Below are 19909 nucleotides of genomic sequence, written 5' to 3'. Positions count from 1 at the left end.
AAGTATTTTTATGTAATTTGAAACCTCAGAAGGTACAAAATCGTGGTTATTACATTTTTATTGACAACAGTAAGGATTTAGTTTTTCTCATTAATGCCAAAATTTATGTAAATAGAATGAATTCATCATTTTAGTATCCAAGTTAATAGTGTAACAATATTTTTAAAGATTACAACTTTATAGAATTATGTTAAAATAAGAAAGGATTGCAAAATGAAATAAACAAGGGGTGGTTTTCATGTCTCCTGCGATGATGAAAATGTGGGTTTCGTTTTTAGCTATGGGTATGATGTTTTTATCCGCGGTATTTATATATTTGAGTCGATATAAATTTAAAAAGAAACTATTTCGTGTAATAACAGCGTTTGTTGCTTACGGCTTAATGATCTATGCAGGGATCATTATGATATTAATTGTTTTTTCGGGGCCAACACCTGATTAAGAAAGAGGAGATGTGCATTGAAACAAACATTAAAGGTCAGTTTGCCTATTTTTATTATATTATTTTTATCAGGTTGCCTATATCCTAAAGAACGAATGGTACAAAAAATTCCGGAAGACAGCTACATAAAACAAGTTCAAGAGGCAGTAAATGCTTATAAGTCAGAACATGAAGGTCTATTACCAATAAAAACGAAAGAATCGATGACTGACATATATATAAAATATTTAATTGATTTCAACAAACTTGTTCCACAATATTTGACAGAAATTCCAGCAAATGCCTATGAGGCTGGCGGAATATTTCAATACGTTATCATTAACCCTGAGTCAAATCCAACAGTGAAAGTTTTTGATATGCAGATTGCTGATAAAATAAGAGAGATAAATATACGATTATCTACCCTTAAATATCCACCTTTTAATGAAGTTATTCATGGAAATGTGTTCAGTTTAGATTTTAAAAAAATTGGTTATGATGAAGAGCCAGTAATTAGAAGTCCATTTTCTGGTCAAAATCTCCCATTTGTCATCACTAGTGACGGAGAAGTCTTTGTTGATTACAGTATTGACATATACAACAAATTAAAAGAAAAAGAGATTGAGGAATTATCAGATGAATATGACCTTCGTTCAATTTTAGTGGAAGATTCAATTTTTGTACCTGCTTATTCTATGCCCTATACTTTGGATGAGTTTGGAGCACCAATTTTTATAGGTAAAAATTCATGATTATGTCATAACCCCGTTTCTTACAAATATATTGTAGGAGAGGGGTTTTTTCGTTTTAACTGAAAATTGAATAAGGAGGTAAAAAAACATAATTTGTAGTCATAAGTTATATGGACAACATCATAAATATGTATTGTCCAATATAGTAAAAACGGATAAATTATCCCAGTTATTGATGAACGGGAGGGGATTTTTTGGAGAAATTCGATATTTTTAAAGACATCGCAGAACGAACAGGCGGAGATATATATGTCGGTGTTGTAGGGGCAGTGAGAACTGGTAAATCGACATTCATAAAAAGATTCATGGAATTAGTAGTATTACCAAATATCGAACATGAAGCAGAACGATCTCGAGCACAAGATGAATTACCACAAAGTGCTGCAGGAAAGCAAATCATGACAACAGAACCAAAATTTGTGCCGAATCAGGCAGTAACCGTTCATGTTGATGAAGGATTAGATGTGAATGTACGTCTCGTCGATTGTGTTGGGTATACTGTTCCAGGAGCAAAAGGATATGAAGATGAAAATGGCCCAAGAATGATAAACACCCCTTGGTACGAGGAACCCATACCTTTTCATGAAGCAGCTGAAATTGGAACAAGAAAAGTGATTCAGGAGCATTCCACAATTGGTGTTGTTATTACTACAGATGGAACAATTGGAGAAATTCCTAGGGAAGATTATATTGAAGCCGAAGAACGTGTTATCGAGGAATTAAAAGAAGTTGGCAAGCCATTTATTATCATTGTAAACTCAACAAGACCATATCATCGGGATACTGAAAATTTAAGAAGTGAACTTCAAGAAAAGTATGATATCCCTGTCATAGCAATGAGTGTTGAAAACATGAGAGAATCAGATGTTTATAATGTGTTACGCGAAACATTATTTGAATTCCCTGTTTTAGAAGTCAATGTTAACTTACCGAGTTGGGTCATGGTATTAAAAGAAGACCATTGGTTGAGAACGAGTTATCAAGAGGCAGTAAAAGAAACTGTTAAAGATATTAAGCGATTAAGAGATGTCGATCGTGTAGTACAAAACTTTACAGAATTTGATTTTATTGAACGAGCTGGTCTAGCTGGTATTGATATGGGCCAAGGGATTGCAGAAATTGATTTGCATGCTCCGGATGAATTGTATGACCAAGTATTGAAGGAAATTGTAGGTGTTGAAATACGCGGTAAGGATCACTTACTTGAGTTAATGCAAGATTTTGCATTTGCGAAAAAAGAATATGATCAAATTGCCGATGCCTTAAAAATGGTGAAGCAAACAGGATACGGTATTGCTGCACCATCTATAGAAGATATGAGTCTTGATGAGCCAGAAATTATTCGACAAGGATCAAGATTCGGAGTACGCCTAAAAGCCGTGGCACCATCCATCCACATGATAAAAGTTGATGTGGAAAGTGAGTTTGCACCGATTATTGGTACAGAAAAACAAAGTGAGGAACTTGTACGCTATTTGATGCAAGATTTTGAAGATGATCCTCTATCGATTTGGAATTCTGACATTTTCGGAAGAAACTTGAATTCCATTGTCCGAGAAGGAATACAAGCAAAATTAGCGCTGATGCCTGAAAATGCGAGATATAAGTTAAAAGAAACCCTTGAAAGAATTATAAATGAAGGATCAGGCGGACTAATTGCAATTATATTATAAGTTTTAGACTCCAAAGATTGGGGTCTTTTTTTATCGTTTTTCGGAAACCGCAAAATGATCACAAATCTTTTTAAGTTGATGTTTAAATTGTATAAAAAATGGAAATAGTAATTATATAGAATTAAGTTTAAATTTTCGATAGCACATCTTAGAAAAAAACATCAAAAAACCGCTAACTTCTAATATTTATTCTTGCTATGCTGACTTGATTGTGATAATCTTTTAACAGAATTGTTCTTGATAATCCTTCCAATTAAGGGAAAAAAGAACATTTATTAATTCTAATACAATGCAAACCATTTGCATAATCACTCTTTGGGAGGAGGTGAATGGCATGAACAAAACAGAATTAGTTGAAGCAGTTGCTAACGCTACTGAACTAACGAAAAAAGATGCTTCCAAAGCAGTTGATGCTGTTTTTGATACAATTTTAAATGCTTTAAAAAATGGTGAAAAAGTTCAATTAATTGGTTTTGGTAACTTTGAAGTTCGCGATCGTGCTGCACGTAAAGGTCGTAATCCACAAACCGGGGAAGAAATTGAAATCCCAGCAAGCAAAGTGCCTGCGTTCAAACCTGGTAAAGCACTTAAGGAAGCAGTTAAATAATTACATAAAAAGTTATGTAAAGAGAGGGTCTTTCTAAGACTCTCTTTTTTGCATTTTTTCAAATTTTACATAATTTAGATATAGTCTTTGATAGTAAATGACATTTAATGATATAACCTTTCTTCTTTGCTCGATTGGTATAGGTGTGCTAATATGTAATAGATTATGTCATGATATTCACTTATTTTTAAAATTACAAAAATAAATATAAAGATCATGAATTTTTTAATAAATGACGTATGCTCATGTACAAAAATTATAGAGTAAAGGAAGATAAGCAATGGAGAAAAAGAGTGTGACGAATAATGATTTTGTTGTAATCAAAGCGTTGGAAGATGGTGTCAATGTTATCGGTCTTACCCGTGGATCTGATACACGCTTTCATCATTCAGAAAAACTTGATAAAGGTGAAGTGATGATAGCACAATTTACAGAACATACGTCGGCTATTAAAGTTCGAGGGAGATCACAAATATTAACTCCGTATGGTGAAATCTTTTCAGAGCAATAATGGTTTGTATATCATTTGTATTCATGAAATTATGATATAATGTGTTTATGTGAATGATTCGACAGATACAGATTATGGGGTTTGAAGGTGATCAAGTGCACTTAGAAATATCGTTTGTTAAAGAAATGCAAGAAAAAATCTATCAAAGTATTTCACATTCTTATTTAAATAAATATTTTCACGTACCACAGTTAGATTCGGATAAGTTATATTTGTTGTTATCCGTTTTAAAATCAAAAAATTTCCCAACAAAAAAAATGGAATCGGTTGCTAAAACGGTTATGTATATACAAGTAGCCCTTGATTCCCATGATCTTGTTAAAAATGATTTGGAAGGTCAAAAATATAATTTGACAGAGCAAAAGGAACAACAATTAACTGTCCTTGCTGGAGACTATTATAGTGGACTATATTATCGAACGTTGTCTTTTTTACCTGAGATTCCTTTAATTAAACAGCTAGCAAGTGCAATTAAAATTATAAACGAACAAAAAATACGTGTGTATAAAGTTGAAATAACATCTTTAGAAGACTTTTTTTTGAGTATGCAACAAATTGAGACGCTCTTATATCAAAAATTAGCATCCTTCTATCAATTATCTGATTTTGAGATGATAGCTACCAATTGGTTACATATGAATCAAATATTAAAAAATAAAGAGAAATATATCAACTATATGATTGAAAATCGTCTAATTAATATGAACAATGTCGACGATGATCCAAGAGCTCTAGCGGAAAACAGACTTTATCAATATATACAAGAATTAGACGATCAATTAAAAAAATACGTAAAAAATGATGCGTTGATAAAGCAATTTTCAAAAATAAATGATACTTATTTAAAAAATCTTCAACTTCGATTATAAATTGAATTTTGCTTTTTCATTTTTAAAAATGTGGATGTTTACGTAATTTTTATTATTCCCAAAGGGGAGATGTCTTCATGGAACAGTCAAAAGAAGAAAAAGTACATCGAGTTTTTGAAAATATTTATCATAAATATGATAAAATGAATTCCATTATTAGTTTTCGGCAACATATACGTTGGCGTAAGGATACGATGAAGATAATGAATGTACAAAAAGGGAAAAGAGCGCTCGATGTTTGTTGTGGAACGGGAGACTGGACGATTGAATTAAGTAAAGCTGTGGGGGAAAAAGGAGAAGTAATCGGCCTAGATTTTAGTAAAAATATGTTAAAAGTAGGTAAAAAAAAATTAGCAAAAGAAAAAATTAAAAATGCCAAACTAATACACGGAAATGCTATGGAACTTCCTTTTCCAGACAATTCTTTTGATTATGTCACGATCGGTTTCGGTTTACGAAATGTTCCTGACTATATGAAAGTATTGAAGGAAATGTATCGTGTTGTTAAACCAGGAGGAATTGTTGCCTGTTTAGATACCTCTCAACCGACCATGTTTGGTTTTAAACAGATTTATCAACTTTACTTTCGTTATATCATGCCGTTTTTTGGAAAATTATTTGCAAAAAGTTACGAAGAGTATTCTTGGTTACAAGAATCAACATTTAAATTTCCAAATGCCGAGAAATTAAAGGTGATGTTTGAAGAAGCTGGGTATTCAAATGTTACATTTAAAAGATACTTTGGTGGTGTAGCTGCATTACATATTGGTTACAAGCAAGAGGAGAATTGATGGGTATGGACAAGCTAGGTGGAACAAATGAATTATAAACGAGTGTATTCAATATTGAATAAAGATTTGAAAATAATCGAAAATGAATTAGAAAGAGTGTTAGAATCTGGTTCTCCGATTTTACAAGAATCTTCCTTACATTATTTACAAGCTGGAGGAAAAAGAATACGCCCGATCCTCGTTATATTATCTGCTAAATTCGGTGATTATACAATTGATACCGTAAAAGATGTAGCAGTAGCTTTAGAACTTATACATATGGCATCCTTAATCCACGATGATGTAATTGATGATGCTTATACAAGAAGAGGACGTCCAACTGTAAAAGCAAAATGGGATAATAAAATCTCGATGTATACCGGAGATTTTATACTAGCCCGTGCTTTAGAAATTATTACCTCTGTAGAAGATATCATTGCTCATCAAGTACTTTCTCACACGATGGTTGAATTAAGTATAGGTGAGATCGAACAAATACGTGATAAATATAATTTTAATCAATCAATGACAAATTATTTTCGGCGGATCAAAAGGAAAACCGCATTGCTTATTGCGGCAAGTTGCCGATTAGGTGCAATAGCGGCTAACGTGCCAGAGGATTTACAAAAAAAGTTATACCAATTCGGTTATTATGCTGGTATGGCCTTTCAAATAACAGATGATATTTTAGACTTTACTTCTACAGCTGAAAAATTGGGTAAACCGGTAGGTGAAGATTTACTTCAAGGGAATATCACCTTACCAGTGCTCTTTGCTATGAAAGAACCAGCTTTAAAAAAGAAAATAACAAAAGTACATGAAACAATGGATCTATCAGAGCTTCAAAATATTATTGAGTTGATCAAAAGTACTGATGCTATTCAAAAATCAATTAAAATTTGTAATATGTATTTAGATAAAGCTTATGTTATATTAAACACCCTTCCAGAAAATGAAACAAAAAAAATGCTGGACACAATGTTGAAGTTTATAGGAAAAAGAAAATTCTAATTTTTAATGTAAACATTTGCAAAGTTTATGTTCCGGTGGTATTATTTTTTTGGAATATTTTACTTTGAAAATGGGGTGGACTTAATGGAGAGAACATTTTTAATGGTTAAACCTGATGGGGTACAAAGAAATATTATTGGAGAAATCGTATCTAGATTTGAGAAAAAAGGCTTTCAACTAGTTGGAGCCAAACTAATGCAAGTATCAACAAGTCTTGCTGAACAACATTATGGTGAACATAAGGAGAAACCGTTCTTTGGTGAATTAGTCGACTTTATTACTTCAGGTCCCGTTTTTGCTATGGTTTGGGAAGGTGAAAATGTAATCGCAACCGCTCGTCAAATGATGGGCTCTACAAACCCGATAGATGCGCAACCTGGAACTATACGCGGTGATTTTGGTTTAACAGTTGGCAAAAATGTTATTCATGGATCTGATTCACCAGAAAGTGCTGAACGAGAAATCAAATTATTTTTTAAAGAAGAAGAACTGGTTCACTATACAAAACTAATGAATGATTGGATATATTAAATTCATTATTTAGTACATACAAACTGTATGGCCCGAAAGAGGCAAACCCTTACCATTGGGACAGCCTCTTTTTTTTATATAAAAAAGTATGATAAGTAGTGAACATAGAAAATAAAATAAAGGTGATCATAATGACGATGGATTATGTGAATTTTATTGAAAAAATAAAAATGAAGACTGGAATTGATTTGTCTTTATACAAAGAACAACAGATGAAAAGAAGATTAACGTCTTTATATGAAAAACATGGTTATAAATCGTTTTTAGATTTTTATCGAGGAATTGAAAAAGATAAAGATCTTCTCTATGCGTTCCTCGATCGCATGACGATTAATGTATCAGAATTTTACCGTAATGCAAAAAGATGGGAAGTATTAGAAAAGAAATTTCTTCCACCCTTGCTAAAAAACAAGCGAAATTTGGAAATATGGAGTGCAGCTTGTTCAACTGGGGAGGAGCCCTATACAATTGCAATGATTTTAAGTAAATTTCTTCCCTTGTCAGAAATTAAGATTTTAGCAACCGATATCGATGAAAATGTTTTACATAAGGCTAAAATTGGAGTTTATCATGAGCGTTCCTTAAACGAAGTCCCAGAAGAAATGAAAAAAAGATATTTTCGCAAAGATATTGATTACTATATTATTAATGATGAAATAAAAAGAACAGTTACCTTTAAGAAACATAATCTTTTATCAGATCCGTTTGAACAGAATTTTGATTTAATAGTTTGCCGCAATGTTCTTATTTATTTTACAGAAGCAGCGAAGGATACCCTTTATTATAAGTTTAGTCATGCATTAAAACCTGGTGGAATCTTTTTTGTTGGAAGTACAGAACAAATTTTTAATCCTGGAAAATACAATTTGGAACCTGCGGATACTTTTTTCTATCAAAAATGTAAATGACAAGGGATAAGGAAATAATCGTTATTTAGAGAGTAAATGGATACATAAAGTATAAAACATTTTGTAAAAAATATTTTTCTTGAAAAATATGATTTATTTAACAAGTTTTTTTAATTTTTTAATTGAATTTTTTTTGAAAGTGTTATAATAGAAAAAATAGATTTAATAGAGGTGAAAGTTATGCGTTATTTAACTGCAGGAGAATCCCATGGACCAGGACTTACAGTCATTATCGAAGGGTTACCAGCGGGATTATCACTTACAGCAGAGGAAATTAATGAATCATTGCGTTTGCGGCAAGGAGGATATGGTCGGGGAAGAAGAATGCAAATCGAGAAGGATCAGGTGAAAATTACAGCAGGAGTTAGACATGGAAAAACAATTGGTTCACCTGTAAGCTTTTTCGTTGAAAATAAAGATTGGAAACATTGGACAGATATTATGGGCATTGAGCCCATTGCTGAGGAAGAGGAAAAGAATTTAAGACGAGTTGTGACAAGACCACGTCCAGGACATGCAGATTTAAATGGTGGTATAAAATATGGTCACCGTGATTTGCGAAATGTTTTAGAACGTTCTTCAGCAAGGGAAACGGCAGCAAGGGTGGCTGTTGGCGCAGTAGCTAAAATCTTATTAAAAGAATTAGGGGTTCAATTAGCAAGCCATGTTGTTGAAATAGGCGGTGTTAAAGCTGAATCCCAACGGATTCATGAAATTGAACATATCAAAGAAATTGCAGATCAATCTCCTGTGCGTTGTTTAGATCCAGATGCTGCCCAAAAAATGATGAATTTGATTGATGAAACGAAGAAAAATGGGAATTCGATTGGTGGAATTGTGGAAGTAATAGCAGACGGAATGCCTCCTGGTGTTGGTAGCCATGTTCATTATGATCGTAAACTTGATGCAAGAATAGCCGGGGCAGTTGTTAGTATTAATGCCTTTAAAGGAGTTGAATTTGGTATCGGTTTTGAAGCTGCCCGTCAACCAGGTAGTGAAGTACATGATGAAATTATTTGGAGTGAAGAACAAGGTTACTATAGGAAAACTAATCGGTTAGGCGGGTTCGAAGGTGGAATGACAACTGGTATGCCTATTGTTGTTAGAGGTGTTATGAAACCAATTCCTACACTTTATAAACCATTAATGAGTGTTGATATTGAAACAAAAGAACCATTTAAAGCAAGTGTAGAACGCTCGGATGCTTGTGCCGTACCTGCCGCTTCTGTTGTGTGTGAGCATGTAGTTGCATGGGAACTTGCTTGTGCTTTGACAGAACAATTTTATTCTGACCAAATGGAAAAAATGAAGGAACAAATTAATGAGTATCGCCGATATGCGAGGGAATTTTAATGGAAAAGGTAATTACTGTCCAAACAGAAAGCAGTCGTTATCCTGTTTTTGTTGGAAATAATAGTTTATGCAAAATTAATGAAATTTTACATTCAATCAATCCCACAACCATTTGTATTGTTACAGATGAAACAGTAAAAGCCTTACATTTAAACACGGTATTAGATGTATTATCTGATAAATTCTCATATCATATATTTACTACACCAATTGGTGAGAAAGCGAAGTCGTTTGACGTTTACCAACAACTTGTTGACTTTGCTGCAACAAAAGGTCTTGATCGAAAATCGATCTTCATCGCATTAGGTGGTGGCGCTATCGGTGATTTAACCGGTTTTGCTGCAGCAACCTATATGCGCGGTGTGGAGTTTATCCAAGTACCAACGACAATACTCGCCCACGATAGTTCTGTTGGTGGGAAGACAGGAATTAATTTACAGACCGGGAAAAATTTAATTGGGGCATTCCATCATCCTGCTGCTGTAATCTATCACTTGCCATTTTTAAATACTTTACCAGACAATGAAAAGCGTTCTGGATTTGCTGAAATTATAAAAGAATCAATGATTCATCCACAAAGTTTTTTAAATGAACTTATGAATCAATTTCAAACTGTATCGGACTTACATGGCGAAGAATTTTTTAAACCTTTAATTCAAGGGTTAGAAACAAAAAAAATTTATGTAGAACAAGATGAAAAAGAAATGGGTGTTCGAGCTTACTTAAATTTAGGACACACTCTAGGTCATGCTATTGAGGCTAATGTCGGTTATGGGAAGATTACTCATGGAGAAGCAGTATTCATTGGATTAATTTTTGCCCTTAAATTAAGCGAAAAAGTCTTTTTGAAAGATCTGCAAATTTCAAACTTCATCAATTGGGCTAAAAAACTTGAATATACAACTTATTTACCGCAAGATTTATCTTTTACAAAATTATTAAATACAATGAAACGGGATAAAAAGACTGTATCCGGTCAAATTCGATTTGTGCTTCTGAACGGGTATGGGAAGCCAGTTTTAAAAGAAATATCAGACGATACCATTTTAGCTACTTTAAAAGAATGGAAAAATGAAATTGCAGAGGAAGGATCATTTATATGAATTCTATTCGATTAAATCATACGGATGTTCGGGTTAAAGGAGAGTTAACAGTACCAGGTGATAAATCGATTTCTCATCGTGCAGTTATGTTTGGGTCAATTGCTGAAGGAACAACAGTTATTTCCAATTTTTTGCGCGGTGATGATTGTTTAGCAACGATGAATTGTTTTCGTAAAATGGGTGTAAAAATCGAGGATTCCAATGGGGATATCATTGTACATGGTAAAGGGATAACCGGTTTAAAAGAGCCGAAGGATGTGCTGTACACAGGTAATTCTGGTACGACTGCTAGACTTTTATTAGGTCTGTTAAGTGGGCTACCGTTCTACTCTGTGTTAAATGGGGATGTTTCGTTAAACAATCGACCAATGTCACGTGTCACAGATCCGTTAAAGTTAATGGGTGCACAAACTTGGGGAAGAGAAAATAACAATAAACTACCGATTTCAATACAAGGTACACAACTTTCGGCCATTGAATATGAACTTCCTGTTGCCAGTGCTCAAGTCAAATCAGCACTGATCTTGGCGGGTCTTTTAGCTGAAGGCGTAACAAAAATAACCGGTAAAATTCAATCTCGAGATCATACAGAAAAGTTATTACAACAATATGGCGCATACCTATCAATGGATGATAACCAAATTATTGTAAAAGGTGGTCAAAAATTACATAGTGCGAATGTATTTGTTCCTGGAGATATATCTTCTGCAGCCTTTTTTATCGCTCTAGGATTAATCGTTCCAGGAGCAGAACTTGTCATTAAAAATGTCGGATTAAATGAAACGAGAACTGGCATTCTAGACGTTGTAAGAGCAATGGGAGGAAATGTAGAGGTTGAGACGATACGAAGGAATGGTGAACCATTTGGAAATATATATGTCAAATATAGCGACTTAACAGCAACTGAGATTAGTGGTGCTATCATTCCGCGTTTGATTGATGAAATCCCAATCATTGCTTTGATTGCTACACAAGCAGAAGGAACAACAATTATTAGAGATGCTACAGAATTAAAGGTAAAGGAAACAAATCGAATTGAAGCTGTTGTAACAGAGCTATCAAAATTGGGGGCATCAATCGAAGCTACCGATGATGGCATGATTATCCATGGGAAGCAAAAATTAAAAGGTGGTCAAGTAAAAACACATGGTGATCATCGTATTGGAATGATGCTTGCCATAGCTAGCTTTATTTGTTCAGAAGACCTAATATTAGAAAATGCTGACTGTATAAAAATTTCTTATCCTAATTTCTTTCAAGATTTAAAGTCAATTGTACAATGAGAAGATTTTTACCTCCACTGACGCTATGATAAACAAAAACTTGGAATATTTTTCTTTTTTCACTCATAGCTTGTCTTAAGACCAGTGGAGGTGAAATTATGACGTATATAATTGAAAATGTCAAAATGGTTAGGCGAGATAAATTGGAAACGATGTCATTACTCGTTAAAGATGATAAAATTTTATCTGTCAAACCAGATTTTCCAAAATACTTATACATGAAAATGAATGCAACAAACTTTGTCATGACTTCCACTTATGTGTTTGTAAACATGAGTATTCCAAATATCACATCAGATAAAGAGATCAAAGAGTACTTTACTTCCCGTTATATCATGAATGGTTGTACAACCGTGATTGCGGTTGCTTCAATTCAAGATATTCGTGTATTAGAACAAGAACGTAACAAAATTGTTGAATTCTTTTCAAAGAGCTCCCTTGATTATACAGTGGCAATAAAAATTCCCGTCCAACTATTGACAGTTCCCTTAATCCAAAAGTGCAAACAATTGAAAATCCCTGCAATTTTTATTGAATATGAAGATAAGCGATCATTGTACAAAATCCCATGGGGATGGATTCGTGAAGCGATGTTCCCATATAATAGCCCTTTAATTCCGATACCAATTGGAAATGATGAAGAAATTGAGGATTTACTATATCATTGGCATTTCATACTCGAGCGTGAAAGAATCCCACATATATTATACCCTCTAAATGAAGATTCACCATTAGATTTAGATGTTTTAAAACAAATCGGAATTTATCCCCTAAAAGGTTATTTGCAAGCAGGTGGCGAATTAAGTTATAATCTATTTTTGTCAAATACGGGACGAAAGGAAGACCAAGAGAAACAATCTTTAGTTGTGACCGTCCATAAAGGAAAAATTATCCGTGTTGGTAGTGAAGCAAAATTCATTCCGGAAAATAGTGAAGAAATTACCATCTTGAAACCTTCATTCTTTAAATAATTTTTTATTCAACCTATAATTTTCATAGTAGAAGTTACAGTTTAGAAGGAGTAATTGTCAATGAATAAAGTCGAACAATGTATTCAATCTTTGGAAACCGGTCATTTGACCCGTGCTAAAGAAATTTATGAAACGATAAAAAATTCAGGTACGGAGGAAGAACAATTTCTGTTAGCTGAAGCATTAAGAGGGTTAGGATTTTTAGATCAAGCAGCAAGTCTATACAACAATTTATTAAAACATAATGTTGATGATGGAGAGTTGTTAACCACTTTAGCAGATATTTATATACAATTAGACCGTGAAGATGAAGCGTTGAATATTTTAAATAAGATCAAGAAAAATGATCCGTTCTATATTCAGTCACTTCTTCTTCAAGCTGATTTATATGTTTCACAAGGACTTTTTGAAGTTAGTGAACAAAAACTGTTTGAAGCAGAAAAAATTGATCCAAATGAACCAGTTGTACAGTTAGCCTTGGCGGAATTTTATGCTTCAATAGGTCGATTCGCTGAAGCGATTTACAAATTTGAACAAATATTACCACAGGTAAGTGAATTAAATGATATTAATATTTTTCAACGGTTAGCAGAAATTTATTCGACAGCTGGGGAATTTGAAAAAGCAATTCACTATTATGAACGTGTTTTAGAAGACAGACTTGATATTGACTGCTTATTTGGCTACGGGTTAACAGCATATCAAGCAGGTATGTTTGAACGCGCAATTGAAAAACTAAAAGAAACAATACAACTTGACCCAGAATATCAGAGTGCATATTTACCATTAGCTCGAAGCTATGAACATATAGAGGATTTGGAAAACGCTATAAAAATTGCAAAAAAAGGAATTGAGATAAACCCTTTTCAAAAAGAGCTTTATCAATTTGCTGGCAAAGTGTGTTTGAAACGAGGAGAAGAAAAAGAAGCAGAACAATATTTTAAAGAAGCGATAAAACTAGATCCGTCGTATCTCGATGCAGTGTTAACATTAAATAAATTATATTTGAAACAAATGCGTTATGCAGACATCATTGAACTCGTTGAACCAATGATTTTAGAAGGTGAAGAGGATCCGTATTTGCTTTGGGATTATGCTTTAAGTTGTGACAAAGAAGAACGATTTTCTGATGCATTAAATGCATACCAAAAGGCATATAGTTATTTAAAAGAGAATGAAGAATTCCTTTCGAATTATGGATTTTTCCTTTTAGAAGAAGGAAATCATATTGCTGCTATCGAAGTATTTAAACAACTTAGAAAAATGGACCCAACAAATGTTGAATACATTGAACTATTGGAAAGACTGGAAGAAACAAGTCTTGAATAAAATTCATGTGATTCAACTAAAGGAGGGAGATAAAAATGGTCGCTCCTGTTTCAGTCAATGAGAAAAAAGAATTTATTCGCTGGTTTTTAAATCATTACCAATTAAAACGCCGGGAGTGTGTATGGATTTTAAACTATCTGCTGAGTCATGATCAGTTAATGGAAAAGGTTCACTTTGTAGAACATGCTGAATATTGTCCGCGCGGTATTGTCATGAGTACTATTTGTGTTGACGATGTTCCATTCAGATTTTATAAAGATTCTATAATGACGACAGACGCTGAAAAATCTTTCCATGATATACGGTTAAATCGTGATCAAGATATATACATTCAATTGAACTTTAAATCTGTTCATAAATCTCACCAATATGCTTTAGTTTTAGAAAATAATCCATATATGCCTGATATTATACAATTATCTGAAAAAGAAAGGGAAATGGCTCATTTGTTTTTGCAATCTTCCATTAAAGAGTTTCAATTAGAAAGACTACGTAAAGAAATAGATCATGCTTTAGATAAAAATGATAAAAAAGCTTTTCAAAAGCTATCAGAACAATATAACAAGATTTTAAACAATGATTAGTAAGGTCTGAAGAATTGAACTCGCAATTTTGCGAGTTTTTTTCTTTTTTTAATAGCGATTCTAAAAACATTTAGCTATGACAATAAAATGTCTAAAAATGTTCACATTTCTTTCAAATTTTTTTAAGCAATTGTGCTATCCTTTAATTAGAATTTACTAATAATTCTTTCCCTTTCAATAATTCTGTTAAAAAATTTACGAACTTCTATTTTAAAAGGTGGTGTAATCGTGAGGTGGATTGCGAAAGACTCCTCTATATTCTTTCGAGAAAAAGACTATGTAGATACGATTTTAATTCCACTCATTCCAATTACTTTTAAAGAGGATGGCACAGAGGCAGCAAATGCTAGTGAGTTTATTGAACTAGTGTCACAATTTATTGAAAATCAATTTAAAGGTAGAATTCTTTTACTACCACCATTTACATATTTTCGTTCAACGGAAGAAGAATTAATTGGTTTAAATCAATACTGGGTAAAACATATTGAAAGCGGATACTTTAAACATATAATTTTTATCTCAAGTGATCCTATTTGGCAAAAAATTATTTCCAATCGATACGAGGTTATATGGCTGCCATCTATTCCATTAGAACATATGAATGAAACGAATAAAATGAAAGTAATTAGTAATCAGGCAGAACAGGTCATAAATATCATTATTCATTACTGGCAAGAAAAAGAAAGGGAAAATAGTTTACAGAAAAAATAAATTATTGTATCTTTTATAATAAATTAATATATTTGAATTAATTTTAATTGACCATACAAATTATATGATTTAATATTGGAAATAACGAACGTATTTTAATATGTTCATTTTTAGCAGATTGGGGGGATTTGCTAATGAGTAAAGAAAAACAAGATATCTCAAGACGTCAATTTTTATCCTATTCAATTATGGGTGTAGGAGGGTTTATGGCAGCTGTGACAGTAATGCCAATGTTGCGTATGGCCATCGATCCTGTCCTACAAGCAGAGGCAAGTGGAGATTTTATTGCAACAAACGTAAAAGTAGATGAGATAACATCTGAACCGCAACGGGTCGATTTTAATTTTGAACAAAAGGATGGTTGGTATGAATCGACAGTCACCCAAACAGCATGGGTTTACAAAGATGAAAATGGTGAAATTGTTGCATTATCTCCTATTTGTAAACATCTAGGTTGTACTGTAAGTTGGAATTCAAGTGACAGTCACCCAAATCAGTTCTTTTGTCCATGTCACAAAGGGGTATATGAAAAAGATGGTACTAATGTACCAGGAACACCGCCAAGGGGGCCACTTGATCGCTATCAATATCAAATTAATGATGGGGTCCTCTATTTAAGTAGACGAGCAAGCGAAGTAGGGGGAGAGTAACCATGTTAAATAAGGTATATGATTGGATTGATGAAAGACTTGATATAACTCCTCTTTGGAGGGATGTAGCGGACCATGAAGTTCCAGAACATGTAAACCCTGCCCATCATTTCAGTGCATTTGTATATTGTTTCGGTGGTTTAACCTTTTTTGTCGTCATTATTCAAGTATTATCAGGTATGTTTTTAACAATGTATTATGTTCCTGATATTGTCAATGCCTGGGAGTCCGTCTATTATTTACAAAATGAAGTCGCATTTGGGCAAATTGTAAGAGGTATGCACCATTGGGGCGCAAGTATTGTTATTGTGATGATGTTTTTACATACACTGCGAGTCTTTTTCCAAGGAGCCTATAAAAAACCGAGAGAATTGAACTGGATAGTTGGTGTTCTTATTTTTATGGTTATGTTAGCTTTAGGTTTAACAGGCTACTTATTACCTTGGGATATGAAGGCATTGTTTGCTACTAAGGTTACCTTAGATATTGCCCAATCTACACCACTTATAGGTGATATGTTGAAAACATTAATAGCAGGCGACCAATATATTATTGGTGCAGAAACATTAACACGATTTTTTGCTATACATGTCTTTTTCCTTCCTGCAGCATTGTTATTATTGATTGGATTACACTTCATTATGATTCGTAAACAAGGTATCTCAGGTCCGCTATGATTTAATCGTTCATATTCATACGTCTACATAATAGGTTTTATCTTTACTTTGGGGGGAGTGTCATGAAAAGAGGTAAAGGATTAAAATTTGTCGGTGACTCTCGTGTTCCGATAAATAATCGTAAGCCCAACATACCTAAAGATTATTCAGAGTATCCTGGTAAAACGGAATTATTTTATCCAGACTTTTTATTAAAAGAATGGATGGTTGGAGCTGTATTTCTAGTAGGATTTTTATGTTTAGTAGTCGTAGAACCACCTCCGCTAGAAAGAGTCGCAGATCCAACGGATACGGCGTATATCCCATTGCCAGATTGGTATTTCTTATTCTTGTATCAATTATTGAAATATTCTTTCGCTTCTGGTCCTTTTAATATTATTGGGGCATTTATTATACCTGGTTTAGCGGTTACAGCTCTTTTATTAGCACCATTCCTTGATCGCAGTCCCAAAAGGCGCCCAATCGATCGTCCCATTGCAACAGGATTTATGTTATTAGCTGTTGCTGGTATTTTTTATCTTACATGGGAAGCTGCAGCACACCATGATTGGAAGGCATCTAAGGAACAAGGAATGATTCGTGATGTAGTTGAATTAGATAAAGAAGATCCAGCGTATGCCATTTTAGAAGCAAATACTTGTTTATCATGTCATGGGGAAAATTTAGAAGGATCGGTAACGGGTCCGAAGTTAGTCGGTACTGAACTATCGGAAGAAGAAATAATGGATATAGCGGTGAATGGAAGAGGCTCGATGCCTTCGGGAATCTTTACAGGTACAGATGAAGAGCTGCAACAAATCGCGGAATATATTAAGTCAATTGAAGAATAGAATCTAATCTAAATAAATCATATCTAATTTTTGGCTGTTTGAGGGTAGTACCTTGGACAGCCTTTTTAATTTTCTATGTATTATTTTATTTTGAAAATATTTTAGAAGGTTTATAATAGTAGCGAGGTGAATAAGGTGAATAATTTGATTAAATTAAATTTTTTGATGACAAGAAAGGAAACAATAGCACTTTTATTAATTATTAATGTACTCGGTACTATTTATGGCTATTATTGGTATGGATACCAGTTGGAGGAAACACCTGCGATTTTTTTAATATTCGTTCCAGACAGTCCGACTGCGAGCTTATTTTTTTGTTTTGTGTTAGTAGGATTTTTATTAAAGAAAAATTGGCCATTAATAGAAGCATTAGCGATAATAACGCTTGTAAAATATGGTATATGGGCGGTAGTTATGAATCTATTAACATTATTTGTAACAGGAGAACTTCACTGGACTGGTTACATGTTAATGATTTCTCACTTGGCAATGGCAATTGAAGGTATAATGTATGCTCCATATTATCGATTCAAATGGATACATATCGTGATTGCCGCTGTTTGGACCTTGCATAATGACGTAATTGATTATTTATTTCTAATGTATCCTCACTACACTATAATAGGAAATTACTTACCAGAAATAGGTTATTTTACATTTTGGTTAAGTATTGCATGTATAGGAATTGCTTATTACTGTGGTATACGTAATCCTAGAAAACAGCTGAATCAATCAAAAAATTAAGGTCTATACTTGTCCGCTTTATCATACATTTAAGTAGTGATAGGGGGGACAAGCATATGAAACAGATCCTTGCACTAATCATATTCATATTTGCCAATATAAGTATTTTAAATTTTTCCGTATCGGCGCAAGAAATAAACGTAAACTACATTAATCAACTAGCTGATGAAGCTTTAAATTATGCCAAGACAAACCGATTTGAAGAAACGAAAAATGTCGTACAAACGATTAACAACATACTCAATTCAAATTTTATATTTACAGCAGATGAAATAAGAACACTACAAAGTTCCTATAATGAAACGATTCGTTCATTAGAAGAGAGTTCAATTAATAAACAGCTAGTGCTGAGGAATTTAACTAAGTATCGCTTGATTGTCGATGCTGTTTTTACAGAGTATATGCCCCTGTGGAGTGAAATGGAAGAGCCAGTTTTAACAGCTTTTCAATCGGTAAAAGATGCTTATCATGACGAAAATAACGAACGATTTATAAGTGAATTAAAAGATTTTTTAAGTATTTATGATCTCATTTATCCAAGTATTGTTTTAGATCTTCCAATCAAAAAAGTTCAAAAGGTTGATGCTCAAATTGAATATTTAGAGCAAAATGCTGAAAGACTATTCATGAGTGAACGAGGAATGGAAACAATGGAAGCGATTCAAACCGATTTGCAAAGTCTGTTTGAAGAAGGCTCAGATGAAGATGAAGCAGATCCTTCATTATGGTGGGTCATTATTTCAACTGGTGGTATCATAGTATTAACTTTGTCCTATGTAGGTTGGCGTAAATATAAAGCAGAAAAAGAAAAACAATATCGTTATAAGAAGGAACAAAAAAATTGACACCTTTTTTGAATTTATATATGATTAACTTAGAAAAAAATATATATAGGAGGATCTAAACGGGTGGAATTTTTAATTTACTTTGTGATTATTACACTAATCCCAATCTTTGCTAGTATGAAAGTTCGATCAACATATAGCAAATATTCGAAAGTACCAGGTTCTACAGGTGCAACTGGCTATGATGTTGCAAGAAGAATTTTAGATGCACATGGTTTATATGATGTACAAATTGAAGAAATACGTGGAGTTTTATCAGACCATTATGATCCTCGTTCAAAAGTTGTCCGTTTATCTTCAGATATTTATCACGGTCATTCATTAGCAGCAATAGCAGTTGCAGCCCATGAATGTGGTCACGCATTACAAGATCAAGAAGACTATGCGTTTCTTCGTTTCCGCTCGGCTTTAGTACCACTTGCTTCATTCGGATCTAACATTTCGTGGATATTGATTATCGCTGGTATATTCTTTACCATGACCAATTTATTATTACTAGGAATTATTTTTATGGCATTTGCTGTACTATTCCAAGTTGTGACTTTACCAGTTGAATTTAACGCATCGAGTCGTGCTATGAACCAAGTTGTTGAGTTAGGATTAATTCGAAACGAAGAAGAAAGTGGTGCTCGAAAGGTATTAAATGCTGCTGCTATGACTTATGTAGCTGCTGCAGCGGTGGCAGTGATAGAATTACTACGGTTTATCTTAATGTATGTTGCAATGAACGATGATTAATTAATAAAAAAAGATGAGCTGCCCTTTGGGCAGCTTTT

The 19909-nt window shown here is 33.4% G+C and carries 23 protein-coding genes; all 23 read left to right on the top strand.

Annotated features, from left to right (window positions below):
* The first annotated feature begins 238 nt into the window (after window positions 1-238).
* The 23 genes from OEV82_RS04445 to OEV82_RS04335 all read left to right on the top strand — a co-directional run bounded on the left by OEV82_RS04445 (window position 239) and on the right by OEV82_RS04335 (window position 19871).
* Window positions 239-442, top strand: a complete 204-nt coding sequence (locus OEV82_RS04445) for a DUF2768 domain-containing protein (protein WP_173661283.1) — start codon at window positions 239-241, stop codon at window positions 440-442.
* A 17-nt stretch (window positions 443-459) separates the two neighbouring features.
* On the top strand, window positions 460-1173 hold the full coding sequence (locus tag OEV82_RS04440) for a hypothetical protein (RefSeq protein WP_263061152.1): 714 nt from the start codon (window positions 460-462) through the stop codon (window positions 1171-1173).
* 194 nt (window positions 1174-1367) lie between these two features.
* Window positions 1368-2846: a stage IV sporulation protein A gene (gene spoIVA, locus OEV82_RS04435; RefSeq protein ID WP_173661287.1), complete on the top strand. Its 1479-nt coding sequence runs from the start codon at window positions 1368-1370 to the stop codon at window positions 2844-2846.
* A gap of 334 nt (window positions 2847-3180) precedes the next feature.
* Entirely contained in the window at window positions 3181-3453 is a 273-nt protein-coding gene (locus OEV82_RS04430; protein WP_173661289.1) for an HU family DNA-binding protein, read from the top strand.
* Between the two features lie 280 nt (window positions 3454-3733).
* Window positions 3734-3964 carry a trp RNA-binding attenuation protein MtrB gene (gene mtrB / locus OEV82_RS04425; RefSeq protein ID WP_263061151.1) on the top strand — a complete coding sequence of 77 codons (231 nt, stop codon included), beginning with the start codon at window positions 3734-3736 and terminating at the stop codon, window positions 3962-3964.
* 53 nt (window positions 3965-4017) lie between these two features.
* Entirely contained in the window at window positions 4018-4833 is an 816-nt protein-coding gene (locus OEV82_RS04420; protein WP_173661293.1) for a heptaprenyl diphosphate synthase component 1, read from the top strand.
* Between the two features lie 77 nt (window positions 4834-4910).
* Window positions 4911-5624 carry a demethylmenaquinone methyltransferase gene (locus OEV82_RS04415; RefSeq protein WP_263061150.1) on the top strand — a complete coding sequence of 238 codons (714 nt, stop codon included), beginning with the start codon at window positions 4911-4913 and terminating at the stop codon, window positions 5622-5624.
* 27 nt (window positions 5625-5651) lie between these two features.
* Window positions 5652-6614 carry a heptaprenyl diphosphate synthase component II gene (hepT, locus tag OEV82_RS04410; RefSeq protein WP_173661297.1) on the top strand — a complete coding sequence of 321 codons (963 nt, stop codon included), beginning with the start codon at window positions 5652-5654 and terminating at the stop codon, window positions 6612-6614.
* Window positions 6615-6698: 84 nt separating this feature from the next.
* Entirely contained in the window at window positions 6699-7145 is a 447-nt protein-coding gene (gene ndk, locus OEV82_RS04405) for a nucleoside-diphosphate kinase (protein WP_173661299.1), read from the top strand.
* 131 nt (window positions 7146-7276) lie between these two features.
* A complete protein-coding gene (locus OEV82_RS04400; protein WP_317634299.1) occupies window positions 7277-8053 on the top strand; it encodes a CheR family methyltransferase in 777 nt (258 codons plus the stop codon).
* Window positions 8054-8233: 180 nt separating this feature from the next.
* A complete protein-coding gene (gene aroC, locus OEV82_RS04395; RefSeq protein WP_263061149.1) occupies window positions 8234-9406 on the top strand; it encodes a chorismate synthase in 1173 nt (390 codons plus the stop codon).
* The gene (gene aroB / locus OEV82_RS04390) at window positions 9406-10509 is read left to right on the top strand and encodes a 3-dehydroquinate synthase (protein WP_173661305.1); all 1104 of its coding nucleotides are present in this window, start codon (window positions 9406-9408) and stop codon (window positions 10507-10509) included. Before aroC ends, aroB begins: the two co-directional genes overlap by 1 nt.
* Window positions 10506-11792: a 3-phosphoshikimate 1-carboxyvinyltransferase gene (aroA, locus tag OEV82_RS04385; RefSeq protein ID WP_263061148.1), complete on the top strand. Its 1287-nt coding sequence runs from the start codon at window positions 10506-10508 to the stop codon at window positions 11790-11792. The genes aroB and aroA overlap by 4 nt, the downstream gene beginning before the upstream one ends.
* Window positions 11793-11890: 98 nt before the next feature.
* Entirely contained in the window at window positions 11891-12763 is an 873-nt protein-coding gene (locus tag OEV82_RS04380) for a hypothetical protein (RefSeq protein WP_173661309.1), read from the top strand.
* Window positions 12764-12823: 60 nt separating this feature from the next.
* Window positions 12824-14092 (top strand): tetratricopeptide repeat protein, encoded by a 1269-nt coding sequence (locus OEV82_RS04375; RefSeq protein ID WP_173661311.1) that lies wholly within the window; start codon window positions 12824-12826, stop codon window positions 14090-14092.
* 35 nt (window positions 14093-14127) lie between these two features.
* Complete coding sequence (locus OEV82_RS04370) at window positions 14128-14676, top strand: ReoY family proteolytic degradation factor (RefSeq protein WP_173661313.1); 549 nt, start codon at window positions 14128-14130, stop codon at window positions 14674-14676.
* 228 nt (window positions 14677-14904) lie between these two features.
* Entirely contained in the window at window positions 14905-15387 is a 483-nt protein-coding gene (locus OEV82_RS04365; RefSeq protein ID WP_173661315.1) for a YpiF family protein, read from the top strand.
* A gap of 134 nt (window positions 15388-15521) precedes the next feature.
* Window positions 15522-16037 carry a QcrA and Rieske domain-containing protein gene (locus OEV82_RS04360; RefSeq protein WP_173661317.1) on the top strand — a complete coding sequence of 172 codons (516 nt, stop codon included), beginning with the start codon at window positions 15522-15524 and terminating at the stop codon, window positions 16035-16037.
* A 2-nt stretch (window positions 16038-16039) separates the two neighbouring features.
* On the top strand, window positions 16040-16714 hold the full coding sequence (gene qcrB, locus OEV82_RS04355) for a menaquinol-cytochrome c reductase cytochrome b subunit (RefSeq protein WP_173661319.1): 675 nt from the start codon (window positions 16040-16042) through the stop codon (window positions 16712-16714).
* A 62-nt stretch (window positions 16715-16776) separates the two neighbouring features.
* Window positions 16777-17544: a menaquinol-cytochrome c reductase cytochrome b/c subunit gene (locus OEV82_RS04350; protein WP_173661321.1), complete on the top strand. Its 768-nt coding sequence runs from the start codon at window positions 16777-16779 to the stop codon at window positions 17542-17544.
* A 165-nt stretch (window positions 17545-17709) separates the two neighbouring features.
* Window positions 17710-18288 carry a lipoprotein heptaprenylglyceryl N-acetyltransferase LhaT gene (gene lhaT / locus OEV82_RS04345; protein WP_173661327.1) on the top strand — a complete coding sequence of 193 codons (579 nt, stop codon included), beginning with the start codon at window positions 17710-17712 and terminating at the stop codon, window positions 18286-18288.
* A gap of 56 nt (window positions 18289-18344) precedes the next feature.
* Window positions 18345-19133 carry a sporulation protein YpjB gene (locus OEV82_RS04340; protein ID WP_173661323.1) on the top strand — a complete coding sequence of 263 codons (789 nt, stop codon included), beginning with the start codon at window positions 18345-18347 and terminating at the stop codon, window positions 19131-19133.
* A gap of 117 nt (window positions 19134-19250) precedes the next feature.
* A complete protein-coding gene (locus OEV82_RS04335) occupies window positions 19251-19871 on the top strand; it encodes a zinc metallopeptidase (RefSeq protein ID WP_263061172.1) in 621 nt (206 codons plus the stop codon).
* Window positions 19872-19909 lie beyond the last annotated feature (38 nt).

Origin of the sequence: Pallidibacillus thermolactis, from assembly GCF_025660415.1 — a bacterium.
Taxonomy (GTDB): Bacteria; Bacillota; Bacilli; order Bacillales; family Caldibacillaceae; genus Pallidibacillus; species Pallidibacillus thermolactis.
The sequence above is the reverse complement of the archived record's forward strand: the minus strand, read 5'-3'. Positions and strand labels throughout refer to the sequence as shown.

Excerpts from the sequence above, each read along its gene's own strand:
- aroA (WP_263061148.1), top strand. The coding sequence starts at position 10,506 with ATGAATTCTATTCGATTAAATCATACGGATGTTCGGGTTAAAGGAGAG.
- OEV82_RS04415 (WP_263061150.1), top strand. The coding sequence starts at position 4,911 with ATGGAACAGTCAAAAGAAGAAAAAGTACATCGAGTTTTTGAAAATATT.
- OEV82_RS04445 (WP_173661283.1), top strand. The coding sequence starts at position 239 with ATGTCTCCTGCGATGATGAAAATGTGGGTTTCGTTTTTAGCTATGGGT.
- mtrB (WP_263061151.1), top strand. The coding sequence starts at position 3,734 with ATGGAGAAAAAGAGTGTGACGAATAATGATTTTGTTGTAATCAAAGCG.
- aroB (WP_173661305.1), top strand. The coding sequence starts at position 9,406 with ATGGAAAAGGTAATTACTGTCCAAACAGAAAGCAGTCGTTATCCTGTT.
- OEV82_RS04340 (WP_173661323.1), top strand. The coding sequence starts at position 18,345 with ATGAAACAGATCCTTGCACTAATCATATTCATATTTGCCAATATAAGT.
- OEV82_RS04400 (WP_317634299.1), top strand. The coding sequence starts at position 7,277 with ATGACGATGGATTATGTGAATTTTATTGAAAAAATAAAAATGAAGACT.
- OEV82_RS04420 (WP_173661293.1), top strand. The coding sequence starts at position 4,018 with ATGATTCGACAGATACAGATTATGGGGTTTGAAGGTGATCAAGTGCAC.
- OEV82_RS04360 (WP_173661317.1), top strand. The coding sequence starts at position 15,522 with ATGAGTAAAGAAAAACAAGATATCTCAAGACGTCAATTTTTATCCTAT.
- OEV82_RS04370 (WP_173661313.1), top strand. The coding sequence starts at position 14,128 with ATGGTCGCTCCTGTTTCAGTCAATGAGAAAAAAGAATTTATTCGCTGG.
- OEV82_RS04335 (WP_263061172.1), top strand. The coding sequence starts at position 19,251 with ATGAAAGTTCGATCAACATATAGCAAATATTCGAAAGTACCAGGTTCT.
- aroC (WP_263061149.1), top strand. The coding sequence starts at position 8,234 with ATGCGTTATTTAACTGCAGGAGAATCCCATGGACCAGGACTTACAGTC.
- qcrB (WP_173661319.1), top strand. The coding sequence starts at position 16,040 with ATGTTAAATAAGGTATATGATTGGATTGATGAAAGACTTGATATAACT.
- OEV82_RS04375 (WP_173661311.1), top strand. The coding sequence starts at position 12,824 with ATGAATAAAGTCGAACAATGTATTCAATCTTTGGAAACCGGTCATTTG.
- OEV82_RS04380 (WP_173661309.1), top strand. The coding sequence starts at position 11,891 with ATGACGTATATAATTGAAAATGTCAAAATGGTTAGGCGAGATAAATTG.
- lhaT (WP_173661327.1), top strand. The coding sequence starts at position 17,710 with ATGACAAGAAAGGAAACAATAGCACTTTTATTAATTATTAATGTACTC.
- OEV82_RS04430 (WP_173661289.1), top strand. The coding sequence starts at position 3,181 with ATGAACAAAACAGAATTAGTTGAAGCAGTTGCTAACGCTACTGAACTA.
- ndk (WP_173661299.1), top strand. The coding sequence starts at position 6,699 with ATGGAGAGAACATTTTTAATGGTTAAACCTGATGGGGTACAAAGAAAT.
- OEV82_RS04350 (WP_173661321.1), top strand. The coding sequence starts at position 16,777 with ATGAAAAGAGGTAAAGGATTAAAATTTGTCGGTGACTCTCGTGTTCCG.
- hepT (WP_173661297.1), top strand. The coding sequence starts at position 5,652 with ATGAATTATAAACGAGTGTATTCAATATTGAATAAAGATTTGAAAATA.